The organism is Paenibacillus sp. EKM10P (genome assembly GCF_011800655.1).
In the GTDB taxonomy this organism is placed as follows: Bacteria; Bacillota; Bacilli; order Paenibacillales; family Paenibacillaceae; genus Paenibacillus; species Paenibacillus polymyxa.
The window spans coordinates 541,122-553,584 of sequence record NZ_JAALET010000002.1 but is presented as its reverse complement, the minus strand read 5'-3'; the positions used below and the strand labels follow the sequence as shown (position 1 = coordinate 553,584).

Below are 12,463 nucleotides of genomic sequence, written 5' to 3'. Positions count from 1 at the left end.
CCAAAGATACGGATTGATTTATGATATTATTCCCTGATTTGTCCAGTACCGTACACGCGGTATTTGGTTGAAGTCAAGGCAGGCAATCCCATAGGGCCGCGGGCATGTAATTTTTGTGTGCTGATTCCGATCTCGGCACCAAATCCAAACTCGAAGCCATCCGTGAAGCGGGTGGATGCATTGTGGTACACGGCTGCCGCGTCCACTTCTTGCAGAAAACGCTCAGCATGAGCTTTATTCTCAGTAACAATACACTCTGAATGCATCGTGCCATACCGGGCAATATGCTCCAGTACTTCGTCCAAATTGTTTACGACTTTTACATTCAAAATGTAATCATTGTACTCAGTGCCATAATCCTCTTCCGTCGCAGAGACAGCCCAAGGAGCTAGTTCTCGTGTCCGTGCACATCCGCGCAGCTCAACCCCAGCATCACGAAAACGTTCAGCCAATCCTGTTAAATGTGCTTGAGCATAATCCGAGTGTACGAGCAGTGTTTCCATCGAGTTGCACACGGACGGTCTTTGTACCTTCGCATTGAGTGTAATCGCTTCGGCCATTTCTACATTCGCTGTAGCGTCCAAGAACGTATGGCATACGCCAGCCCCGGTTTCGATGACAGGCACGGTAGCATTTTGCACAACATTTTGAATGAGTGAACGCCCGCCGCGTGGAATAATCACATCCAGCAAGCCGTTCAAGGTGAGCATTTCGTTGACGGAGGCACGGTCTGAATCTTCAATGAGTTGAAGCGCCTCGCGTGGCACGGCTGTTGCGTCTAGCGCCTGCTGTAGCACTTCAATGATCTTGCGGTTGGAGGAGAGAGCAGCCGAACCCCCGCGCAGCACAACCGGATTGCCTGTTTTCAAGCACAGGCCCGCTGCATCCACGGTCACATTTGGACGCGCTTCATATATGATGCCGATGACACCCAGCGGTACACGTATTTTCTCAATCCGCAGACCATTCGGACGTTCAATTTGCTCAAGCGTGTCGCCGACCGGATCAGGTAGCACCGCAATTTGCCGCAATCCTTCAGCAATAGCTCCAATTCGCTCCTCGGTCAGCTTGAGGCGGTCGAGCAGTGATTCGGACGTTCCCAGTTCCCGTCCACGTTTCAGGTCATTATGATTCGCTGCAATCAGCTCTTCTGCATGGTTTACTAGAGCTTCAGCCATAGCAAGCAATGCTTCGTTTTTTTGTGCTGTAGTCAGTCGGTTCATAACCCCGGCACTTTTTTTCGCGAGACTTGCTTTGGTTCGTACTTCGCTGAACTGGTTATCCTCTGTTATTGCTGTGTTTGTCGTTAAATCACTCATATTATGGCCTCCCTACATACATAATGTAATCCATTCATCCCTGTGGATCACCTCAAGCCGATGGATGGGACCAATTTTGCCCACAACCTCACCGCTAGGTAAACCTTGTACCATTTTAAGCTGTTCATCATCATAATTGACGATGCCGCGTCCTAATACCTTATTTTCCGGTCCCAGTACCTCAACGACATCTCCAGCATGAAAGCTGCCTTCGACACGTCGTACGCCAACCGGAAGCAGACTATGTCCTCCGTGTACTAACGCTTCTTCGGCCCCTTGGTCTACATGCACCGAGCCCAAAGGGGTGGACATAAATCCAAGCCATTGTTTTTTCATCGGCAGTGAGGAGAGGTGAGTATCAAAATAAGTGCCTGGTCCGTGTCCTTCGACGGCTGCGTCTAGATCACCATTTTCGCTTACCCGTCCCACATATACAGGCACACCGCCGCGTGTAGCCACTTTGGCAGCCTCGATTTTGGATCGCATGCCGCCAGTTCCTACTGCTGATCCAGAACCTCCGGCTAATGCATAAATCTCCTCTGTAATTTCCTCGATACGTTCAAAACGTACAGCGTTTGGATGCTTGCGCGGGTCAGCCGTATATACGCCATCGGTATCCGTAATGATAATCAAATGCTGGGCTTTGACCAGATTGGCAACTAGTGCAGACAGCATATCATTATCGCCGAATTTCAATTCGTCAATCGATACGGTGTCATTTTCGTTAAAAATCGGGATAACCTGCTGGCGCAGCAATTCTTCTACAGTCATTCCGGCATTGTTCATCCGTTTGCGGCTCAGAAAGTCACTACGGGTCAGCAGAACCTGCGCGATTACGAGGTCAAAATTTTTAAAAGCCTGCTCATAGGCTTGCATGAGAAGAGCTTGGCCGACGGCAGCTGCTGCTTGCTTTTCATGCAGCAGTTTGGGCCGAAAGGGATACCCAATCTCCCGAAATCCGGCAGCTACAGCACCTGATGTAACCAGCAACACTTCATGGCCTTTTGCACGAAGCAAGCTGATTTCCCTAGCAAAATAAGCGATGGCTTCCCGATTCAGGCCACCTTCCACTCCAGTCAGGGAGCTACTACCGATTTTAATGACGATACGTGTTGACAAGACGTCCACTTCCTTAATTTTACTCTTTTTAATGCAAAAAAACTTCCATCCTTTGTATGCAAAGGACGAAAGTTTGTGCTTCCGCGGTACCACCTTCATTGATGATTCATGATCATCCCACTTAAAACCTGTTAACGGCAGGGACCGCCTGATTGCGCAGGGCGCTCGGGGATAGGAGTTGGGAGAGAGTCCAGGTAAATTCTTGCAGCCTATCGGAATTTACTCTCTGAACAGGACCGAGCCTCTCTTAATAGTCCCTTCAACGCGCTAAATGATATTGGATACAGAATACCACGAAAAGACTAGGTTTGGCAAAGAAGTTGTAGCTGGAAAATACGGCTTAACCAAACAGGTTTAGCTTGCCAATTCGATCAGCCGCCTCGGCCAGTCGAGCTTCTGAGCTCAGAAGCCCTGCTCGCACATATCCTTCGCCGCCGCTACCGAACCCAATCCCTGGAGCGACAGCTACCTTGACTTCACGCAGTAGCAGATCAGCAAAAGAAGCCGAAGTATAGCCCTGCGGCACAGGCAACCAGCTGAAGAAGGAGCCGCTTGGACGCGTCCCCTTCCAGCCTATTTGACCAAGGGCATCATAAAAAGCATTGCGGCGTGATTCATAGCGAGCAACCAGCTCGGTTACGCATTCCTGTGAGGACGTCAGAGCTGTCGCCGCTGCTGCCTGAATACCTCCAAACAGGCTTACATAAATATGGTCCTGTAGCAAATTAATCAGCGAGATGATCTTGGCATTACCGAACGCGAAACCAACACGCCAGCCGGCCATGTTGTATGTTTTGGACAAGGTATAGAACTCAATCCCCACATCCTTAGCCCCCTCGGCCTGTAGGAAGCTTACAGGCCGCTTGCCATCGAATCCAATAGCGCCATAGGCAAAATCACTGGCAACCACAATACCGTTACGTAGCGCAAATTCAACCGTATCCTCGTAAAAGGAGAGTGGGGCAGTTGCCGCAGTGGGATTATTCGGATAATTAAGGAACATTAATTTGGCGCGGCGGCGATCTTCTTCGGAAATGGCTTCATAATCAGGCAGAAAATGGTTCTCTTCCTTTAAGGGGAGAAATGACATTTCCGCTTTAGCCAAGGCTACGCCAGACCAGTAATCCGGGTAGCCGGGATCAGGGACGAGACACACATCGCCGGGATTGAGCAAAACTTGCGGTAGCTGAACCAAGCCTGTTTTTCCGCCAAACAGGATGGCGACCTCGCTTTCCGGGTCAAGCGTTACACCGTAATCCTCCTGATAGCGCTGGACGATGGCTTCTTTGAGAAAGCTGTAGCCGCGGAAAGGAGAATATTTATGATACAGCGGGTTATCCGCTGATTCCTGTAAAGCTTTTACAATATGAGATGGAGTAGGAGTGTCCGGGTTTCCCTGTCCGAGATTAATGACATCATGCCCTGCTGCAATTTCACGGTTTACATTTTGTACAAGTGTGGCAAAAAATTGAGTGGGTAACTGTTTCATGACGTCAGCCGAGGGAATAGAAAAATGAGTCATCAATGTACACGACCTTTTGGAATAGTTTAAGAAACAATCTATCACGATTTTACCGAGTTGTATAGGGGGAATTGAGCTTGTATGGTTGCGTAATCCAGACTAATCGGGCTATGATGGGAGAAAATACCGGACAATGGGACACGGGAAGTTCCGGCTCATAGAGAGGATGAAGAACTTTGACGTATCAGGAAGCTCAGCCATTCGGTGTGGCACTTATACAAGCTCATATAGAGATAGGAAATCCTCCCGAAAACCACAATCATATCCGTTCTTTAATGGAACAAGCGGTAAAGGCCGAACAAAAGCCAGATCTGATTGTTCTACCGGAAATGTGGAATACAGGTTATGCCTTGGATCGCATTCATGAGCTGGCGGACGAAGAGGGGACGGAGACTCGGGCATGGATAGCGGCATTTGCCGCCACTTATCAAGTGAATGTAGTAGCAGGGTCGATCGCAGAGAAAAAAAGCGACGGTCATGTATACAATACGATGCTCGTTTTTGACCGTACAGGCAAAGAGGTAGCGTCGTATTCTAAAATTCATCTGTTCCGACTTATGGATGAAGAGAAATATTTACAGCCTGGCGAGGAGAAAGTTGTATTCGCACTGGATGGCGGAATACAGGCTGGGGCGTCAATTTGTTACGATATCCGTTTTCCTGAGCTGGCTCGCAGTCTGGCCCTGTCTGGCGCAAATTTGCTGATCGTACCTGCAGAATGGCCTCATCCCCGGCTTCACCACTGGCGTACCCTGCTGACCGCACGGGCTATTGAAAATCAGATGTATGTCATTGCTTGTAACCGGGTAGGTCGTAGTGGAGATACCGATTTCTTCGGGCATTCGCTTATCATAGATCCATGGGGAGAAATGATTGCCGAGGGCGGAGAGCAGGAGGAGATTCTCACAGGCTCAATTGAGTCTGCCTTGGTTCAGGACGTGCGTGGGCGTATTCCAGTGTTTGAAGATCGGCGTCCCCTGCTGTATGACCGATAGTCAGTATAGAAAGGATAATCCATGCTTAAGGAACGCATTGAATTTTTGTGTAAAAAGAAAAACCTATCCCGTAAAGAGTTAGTAGATGGATTAGTTACACCTGCACATTTTGCGAATATATTGGCTGACCGTTACCCGCTGGCTGAGGATTTAGCTGAGCAAATTGCTGAACGTCTAGGTGTACAATCTTCCTACCTATTACGTGCATCGGCAGAGGATGAGGAGACGCTGGCTACAGCGGATACGATTTTCACAGAGCTGTCCAAGCTGGCTAATCCCGCTACGGAAAGCTATGTGGATCAGTTGGAGGATCGCAACGATTCGCTCGTGGTGGAAATGACGACTTATTTGATGAAGGCTGTTTATTACCAGCAGCTAAATGACCCAACAGCCTATGAATATTTGCATCAAACCTATTTGAATTTTTATTTGGAGAGGTTTGGTCGCTCGGATGAGGTGGAGTTGCCCGCACCACTAAAAAAAGCAATTTTATTTTATAAAATTCAATATTTCCGCTCTAAAAATCATTATTATGATGTACTAAATAACGTTACGCAGCTCATCCGCCTGGTGGATGAGGGAACCGAAAACTGGCTGAATGCGCAAAACATTATGATGGAGGCCTGCATTCAGGTCAAGCAATTTGATCAGGCCAAACAGGTGTTTGAGCAAACAATGCGCAGGGTATATGATGATCGGCTCTTTCACCGTCTGACGGGCCTGTACGTGACTTATAGCGGATATTGCTTTGCTATGGGTTCTGTACAGGAAGCACTGTTAACGTTGTCTATGGCGGAGGCGAATTTGGTCTATTTGGAAAATGCGGCAGATATGCTTACGACGATCCTGAACAATCGGATTATTATGCTGACATCGATTGGCGAGCTGGATAAGGCCTTGGAAGAAGTAGTGCGTTTTGAAGCATTGGTGAGTCGGGAGAGAGAGGAAATGCAACAAATGATGCTGCCCGTTACGCTGATATACCGTTGTGAGATTGCATTTGCCCGAAAAAACTGGGGACTGCTCTCACAGCATCTGGATCAGCTACGTAAAACTAATCTGACAACGGATCAGCAAATGGGGCTTGATTTTTATGAAAGCCAGCTTGCGCTTGCCCAGGGAAAACAGGATACTTTTTGGACGCATGCTCTGCAATGTTTGCCTTATTTTGAAACTCTCCAGCATCCAGCGCGGCTTGAGCAACTATATGAAACGCTGGCTGTAGTATCCGAGGACAGTCGTCGCTATAAAGAATCATCAGCGTATTATCGTAAGCTGGTCTATCTTTTGCGTAAAAAATAGGCTGAATGCACTCGTTTTTCACAAAACATTCAGATGATCGTGCAAAAGAATGCTCTGAAGTGCGCAAAATTTTGTGCAAACCGCCCCAAAGCTCAAAACTAAACCGACAAAAAACAGTTTAAAGCTGCTGTTTTTTCGGTTTTTTTGTATGCGTCAAAACGTATTGTGGTGTTGGATACCGTCTTCTATACTGAATTCATAAGGTACAACAATACAAAATATGAGGTGCAACCACATGATGAACTTTTTCGGTAAGAAGAAAAAACAGCAGGATGCGATAGAACATGCAGATCAACTGATGAATAAGGGCTTGTCCGGATTATTTATGAAAGGTCTGGTCCCCAAAGAGCATCGGGAACAGATCAACCAGAGCTTAAACTCGGCAAGACAAGCTCAAACGGCGGCTAACGGAGGCTTGGCGATGGCAGCAACTGCGGTTGTGATTTCGGTAACAGATACCGGGAAGCTCGTGAATTTTGATCCGATTGTGGTGCTTGTACTAGATGTGACGGAAGTTAGCGGCAATCGATACCAAAAAACGCTGGAAACGCTCGTATCTAAGCTGCAAATTCCGCGACCTGGAGATGTGGTGGGTCTGGGTAGCAATCCGGCAAATCCATCAGAGCTGATTTATATGGGGCTGGTGACAGCGTAAATGATTGGCGGGCGTTTCACCATTCTTGCGAGCACATTTTTTTAAATAAATGATTGAAAAAGGGGTTTTGGAGAATGAAAGGATTTTTGAGTTTGATCGGGGTACTTCTGGTGTTTGGGGTAGGATTTTCGCCTTTTCTGGCTGAATATTTATGGGATGATCCATTTTTAATTATGGGAGCCCCGTGGTATCGGCCGTTAATTTATACAGGCTTTGCGCTTATATTTCTACCGGGTATTTTAGGTTTGTTTTTTGGTGGCGGTAAAGTCAAGAAGGGTGTTCCGGGGGTTGGAATCATTACAAGTGTTCAACAAACAGGGACATATGTAAACAATCAGCCGCAGGTAAAGCTCGGGTTGACCGTAACCAAACAGGGTGAAGACAAATATGATACTGCTTTGACGACGATTATTCCTTTGACCTCCATGGCTCAATTTCAGCCAGGCTCGATTATTCCGTTGATCGTATCTGAGAAAGACAAAATGAAGGTAGGTCTTGACCTGAAAGGTCAGGTGTCGCAAATGGATTTGCAAGCGTTAATGAATGAGCAAATGGTCAAGCAGGGCGTATCGCCTGAGCTGATGGAAATTGCCAAAACCGGTGAACAGGCCTATGCAAAGATAATGGATGTCACACCCATGGGTGAAGCGGGGCCCAATAAAATCAAGCTTCAGTTTACACTGACAATAACGAAAAGCAACGGCGAGACATTTAATGTAACCACGCAAAAGGAAGTTTTTTCTTCCCAACTATCCAAACTGCAGCAGGGAAGTATTATAGAGGTGATATATTCGCCTCAAGATCCTTCGAAACTGGTTATTAAAACACAAGTGAGTGAAGCCGACGTGCAGCAAGCATTTGGTTCATCCTGATAAAAAAATCGTTGAATCTGTTTCAGATACAGCCCATAGGTGTATTATAATAGTATCCCGACACCAGGAGGTTGATAACGATGGATAACCAAAGTAGATCCGAACTGGCGAATAGGGATGGCCTGTCACGGCCGAGAGGCTTAAATAGACAGGTTGTCGGAAACAACTTTGAAATGGGCTATGATCAGGATAAAAGTCCACCCCATGTAGGGAGACCCTGATCACAACAAGGCGAGGACAGGCACTTTGGGATCACACAGCACATTGGAACTGAGGTAGGACATTCTTGGATACCAAGACTAGAGACCTTAAGGAAAGAAGTGATGCGGGATGGATAAAGTGGAGTTTCCGAGCAAGTGTAGAGTAATCAGGCGAGGCTGACATGGATTTCAAATGAACATGAAATGTGGTTCGTTGAAGACAGAGGGAAGCAATCGCAACAGTGTAATCGAACCCGTGATCTAAATGCCGTATTGAAAGTATAGGGGCGAAGCCCCAGGACCGTCTTCCTCTCTAGCTTGGGCTGGGGAGGAAGACGGTCCTTTTCACGTTCGATGCTACTTTTGAGAAAGTTGCTTGACCGTTTCTCGGAAGGTATCAATAAAAGCTTCGGCAGCTTTAGACAAATAACGTCCGTTCCGGTAAGCAATCGCCAGGGTACGGCTGGGGGTAGGTTCGGCTAGTGGCAGCAATGCTGGAACAAACTCGCTGCTGGCGGCGCGGGCGATAAAACGGGGAACGAGCGTCACTCCCATACCTGTCGCTACGAGCGATTGGAGTGTCTCCATATTGGTGCTTTCAAACACCACATTAGGTTCAAAGCCTGCCTGATGACACAGATCCATCGTCAGCTTGCGAAAGCCTTGCCCTTTTTTCAGGACGACAAAAGGCTCGTCTTTAAGTTCTTCCATGTGCACTGGTTGCGGCTGATTACCGTTTTTACGCAGGGCTAGGGGATGACCTGGAGGAACAGCGAGATCAATCCACTCTTCACCGATGGGTACATAAGAAAGTGTAGGTTCTACTAGAGGAAGAGAGAGCAGGCTGAGATCGGTATCGCCACTTGCCGTTTTTTTCTCCAGATTCATGGATGAATCTTCGACTAACACGATTTCAATGTCTGGATGAGCCCTCTTGAATACAGGCAGCACATGTGGCAGCAAATGGGAGCCCGTGATAGGCATACTGCCAACGACGACCTTCCCTTTTCTCAACTGAGAGATATCGTCCATTTCCTGTCGGAGCTGTTCCACCGCGTCGACTATTTTTTTTGCCTTTTCCACAAAGCTTGCTCCGGCATGTGTTAGTTCCACCGTGCTGGTGTTGCGTTGAAATAACAGTACACCAAGCTCTTTTTCCAGTTTGGACAATTGCTGGCTCAACGAAGGCTGAGCGATATGCAGTTTTTCTGCTGCGCGTGAGAAGTTTTTTTCCGCTGCAATTTGCAGGGTGTACTGAAGCTGTCTGAATTCCATCGAATTTCATACTCCTTATCTTATAAGCTTTTCCTATTACATCATAGACTGATTATACAATAATAAAATTAAATGCCCAATCCTAACGAATCTCATGTGTCACAAGTTTTATATAAGATGAAGCGTTTTTTCACAAATAGAGTCTTTTAATATAGATAATTAATTCCCTTAACATTCTCCTGATAAAACATAATTAATCTTAGTTCTGGTTGTACAAAAAAAGGTCTGGGAGGAAAATGAATGCTAAAATGTTGGGGGATACATACGAAAAAATCGGTAGCTGCACTCCTAGCGACGATGATGCTAACCGTAAGCGGCGGGACAGCGATGGCAGTCGAGAAGGACACGACAATTAAAAATGTAATTATTCTGATTCCAGACGGCATGGCTAATGACGCTACTGCATTGGCTAGATGGTACAAGGGATCATCCTTAACGTTAGACAGCATGGCAAGCGGGATGGTGCGTACACATTCTGCGGATGCACCGATTGCCGATTCTGCTCCGGCGGGTACAGCTTTTGCCACAGGACATAAGTCACATACTGGGTATGTAGGCGTTCTTCCAGATGAAGCAACGATGCCCGGACAGCAACCGATCGCAGCAGGTGACGCCAAAAAGCCTGTAGCTTCCATTCTGGAGGCTTCCAAGCTAGCAGGGAAATCAACCGGAATTATTGCTACTTCGGAGATTATGCATGCGACACCAGCTGATTTTACCGCACATTATCCTGACCGCAAAAATTATGATGCACTCAGCATGCAACAAGCCTACAATGGAGTTGACGTTGTGTTAGGTGGAGGCGGCAAGTTTTTGGAGCCAGCAGGGCGTAAGGACGGCCAAGATTTAATTGCTCAAATTAAAGACCAGGGCTATGATTTTGTCACAACACCTGAAGGGCTGAAAAATTCGATCTCCAGCAAGCTCTGGGGCAGCTTTTCTCCTGAAGCTCTTGCATATGACCTGGATCGCGATGCATCGAAGGAACCTAGCTTGGCAGAAATGACAACGAAAGCCATTGATGTGTTATCCAAAAATGATAAAGGCTTTTTCTTAATGGTAGAGGGCAGTAAAGTGGATTGGGCTGCACATGCTAATGATCCAACGGGAATTATTAGTGACGTGCTTTCATTTGACGATGCAGTGAAGGTTGCTCTTGATTACGCCAAGCAAAACCAAAATACTGTCGTCGTAGCAGTGACAGACCACGGAAACGGTGGATTGACGATTGGTAGCAGTGATACAACTAGCAATTATGACAAAACGCCTTTAGCTTCTTTTATAGACCCATTGAAAAAAGCGAAGCTGACGGGTGAAGGCTTGGAATCCAAGCTGAATGCAGATCGCAGCAATATTAAAGAGGTGCTTTCCACGTATTTTGGCATCACCGATTTGTCAGACGAAGAAGTAAAAACAATTAAAGATGCCAAAGAAGGCAGCATGAACTATGCCGTCGGACCAATTATTAGCAAACGCGCCAATATTGGCTGGACTACAGGTGGACACACAGGGGGTGATGTCGTGTTGTACACGTACGCGCCGAACGGTGACCGTCCATCCGGTGTCATCGACAATACAGATGTAAATAAGTATATGACACGTGTACTTGGACTGGATTTGGATACAGTCAGCAAGCAACTGTTTGTTCCTGCAAAAGCCGCTTTTGAAGCTAAAGGAGCCAAGTTTACTGCGGACACGAAAGTCATTACGGTGACCAAAGGCAGTAACAAGCTGGAGCTTCCAGTATACAAAAATATTGCTACACTGAATGGTAAAAATTCTACGCTCAACGGTGTAGTCGTATTTAACGGCGTTGATTATTTTGTACCCCAGCAGGCGATTGATTTGATTCAGTGATAAATAGACCTATCGAGAGAAGCTGTTTCTTCTATAACGGAGGAACAGCTTTTTTTGTGTGTAGAGATGAATATGTAGTTTTTAAGGTGAGAATGAAATTGGTTTTCAGAAAATGGGATTTTTTGTGAAACTAGTCACGTTATATTCTCTCTGATGTTGCTAGAATAATACATGTACGATATAAGCCACTGATGATGTATAGTCCGGATGGACGAGGGAAGAAGGGATGAGTCACGGACGAATTATTACTGCGTCTGGCTGATGGCAAGGAATGGACGCATACGGAAATGACGGAGCTGCTGACACGTCTGGATAGTGAGCCGACGCTACGAGCACAACTGCGCCAACTGGCAGCTCGCACCAAATTGGAGCGTTATGGCAAAGGTGTTTTTTTACGAGGATTAATTGAATTCTCAAGTATATGTCGTCAGAATTGCATGTACTGTGGGCTGCGTGCTTCGAATAAACAGGCAGACCGTTACCGTTTGCAGCCGGAAGAAATTCTGGCCTGCTGCGCGGAGGGGTATGAACTGGGTTATCGGACCTTTGTTTTGCAAAGTGGGGAAGATTACTGGTTTACGGCTGCCCGGCTGACGAAACTAATTCGGGAAATTAAAAGCCGTTTTGCAGATGTGGCGGTTACATTGTCCATCGGTGAACGGGATGACGAAACTTATGAGCAACTATACGAGGCGGGCGCGGACCGTTTTTTGCTCCGGCATGAGACAGCTTCACCCAGTTTGTACGCCAAGCTGCATCCGACGATGACGATCGAAAGCAGGCGTAGCCGGCTGCTGGCTTTGCAACGGATCGGCTTTCAGATCGGGGCTGGATGTATGGTGGGATTGCCGGGACAAACGAACAGTGAATTAGCAGATGATTTGGTCTATTTGCATAGCCTGTCGCCAGATATGATCGGGATTGGCCCCTTTTTACCACATAGCAATACGCCGCTTCGTGAGGCCAGCCAGGGGAGCATGGAAAAGGCACTTGATATCATTTCATTATCCCGGTTGGTCGTTCCAGATGCGCTTATTCCGGCATCCACGGCCATGGGGACGATTCATCCCCAGGGAAGGGAGAAGGCGCTTCAGGCGGGAGCGAATGTGGTGATGCCTAATTTGTCGCCACTGGCGGTGAGGCCTAAGTATGCGATTTATGAGAATAAAATATGTTTGGGCGATGAGTCTGCCCAATGTAGACATTGCTTGGAGCTGCGAATCCGTGGAGCGGGATTTGAAGTCGATATGGGGCGCGGCGATAGTTTGAGAGTGCAACGACAGCTTATGAGACAGGGGACCGTGTGAGAACGTGACGGAAACATTGCAGTAACCATAAATAAGGAGA

11 protein-coding genes are annotated in these 12,463 nt (G+C 47.1%); 7 read left to right on the top strand and 4 right to left on the bottom strand.

What is annotated here, in order from left to right; all coding sequences use genetic code 11:
• Positions 1-26: 26 nt before the first annotated feature.
• The 3 genes from HFE01_RS07870 to HFE01_RS07860 all read right to left on the bottom strand — a co-directional run bounded on the left by HFE01_RS07870 (position 27) and on the right by HFE01_RS07860 (position 3,960).
• Entirely contained in the window at positions 27-1,319 is a 1,293-nt protein-coding gene (locus tag HFE01_RS07870) for a glutamate-5-semialdehyde dehydrogenase (protein ID WP_107733446.1), read from the bottom strand.
• 12 nt (positions 1,320-1,331) lie between these two features.
• Complete coding sequence (proB, locus tag HFE01_RS07865) at positions 1,332-2,537, bottom strand: glutamate 5-kinase (RefSeq protein WP_016822160.1); 1,206 nt, start codon at positions 2,535-2,537, stop codon at positions 1,332-1,334.
• A gap of 241 nt (positions 2,538-2,778) precedes the next feature.
• A complete protein-coding gene (locus tag HFE01_RS07860) occupies positions 2,779-3,960 on the bottom strand; it encodes a pyridoxal phosphate-dependent aminotransferase (protein WP_107733447.1) in 1,182 nt (393 codons plus the stop codon).
• A gap of 176 nt (positions 3,961-4,136) precedes the next feature.
• Here HFE01_RS07860 and HFE01_RS07855 point away from each other — a divergent pair, with 176 nt between their 5' ends.
• The 5 genes from HFE01_RS07855 (at position 4,137) to HFE01_RS07835 (ending at position 8,005) form a co-directional block, all read left to right on the top strand.
• The gene (locus HFE01_RS07855) at positions 4,137-4,955 is read left to right on the top strand and encodes a carbon-nitrogen family hydrolase (RefSeq protein WP_016822157.1); all 819 of its coding nucleotides are present in this window, start codon (positions 4,137-4,139) and stop codon (positions 4,953-4,955) included.
• A 21-nt stretch (positions 4,956-4,976) separates the two neighbouring features.
• Positions 4,977-6,257 (top strand): helix-turn-helix domain-containing protein, encoded by a 1,281-nt coding sequence (locus tag HFE01_RS07850; RefSeq protein WP_107733448.1) that lies wholly within the window; start codon positions 4,977-4,979, stop codon positions 6,255-6,257.
• A 235-nt stretch (positions 6,258-6,492) separates the two neighbouring features.
• On the top strand, positions 6,493-6,912 hold the full coding sequence (locus HFE01_RS07845; RefSeq protein ID WP_016822155.1) for a hypothetical protein: 420 nt from the start codon (positions 6,493-6,495) through the stop codon (positions 6,910-6,912).
• 74 nt (positions 6,913-6,986) lie between these two features.
• Positions 6,987-7,784 carry a hypothetical protein gene (locus HFE01_RS07840; RefSeq protein ID WP_107733449.1) on the top strand — a complete coding sequence of 266 codons (798 nt, stop codon included), beginning with the start codon at positions 6,987-6,989 and terminating at the stop codon, positions 7,782-7,784.
• An 80-nt stretch (positions 7,785-7,864) separates the two neighbouring features.
• Positions 7,865-8,005 carry a hypothetical protein gene (locus tag HFE01_RS07835; protein ID WP_016822153.1) on the top strand — a complete coding sequence of 47 codons (141 nt, stop codon included), beginning with the start codon at positions 7,865-7,867 and terminating at the stop codon, positions 8,003-8,005.
• Between the two features lie 336 nt (positions 8,006-8,341).
• Here HFE01_RS07835 and HFE01_RS07830 read toward each other — a convergent pair whose 3' ends face one another.
• Positions 8,342-9,259 (bottom strand): LysR family transcriptional regulator, encoded by a 918-nt coding sequence (locus HFE01_RS07830; protein WP_017427573.1) that lies wholly within the window; start codon positions 9,257-9,259, stop codon positions 8,342-8,344.
• 240 nt (positions 9,260-9,499) lie between these two features.
• Here HFE01_RS07830 and HFE01_RS07825 point away from each other — a divergent pair, with 240 nt between their 5' ends.
• On the top strand, positions 9,500-11,116 hold the full coding sequence (locus tag HFE01_RS07825; RefSeq protein WP_107733450.1) for an alkaline phosphatase: 1,617 nt from the start codon (positions 9,500-9,502) through the stop codon (positions 11,114-11,116).
• 254 nt (positions 11,117-11,370) lie between these two features.
• On the top strand, positions 11,371-12,423 hold the full coding sequence (hydE, locus tag HFE01_RS07820; RefSeq protein ID WP_258196268.1) for a [FeFe] hydrogenase H-cluster radical SAM maturase HydE: 1,053 nt from the start codon (positions 11,371-11,373) through the stop codon (positions 12,421-12,423).
• Positions 12,424-12,463: the final 40 nt, after the last annotated feature.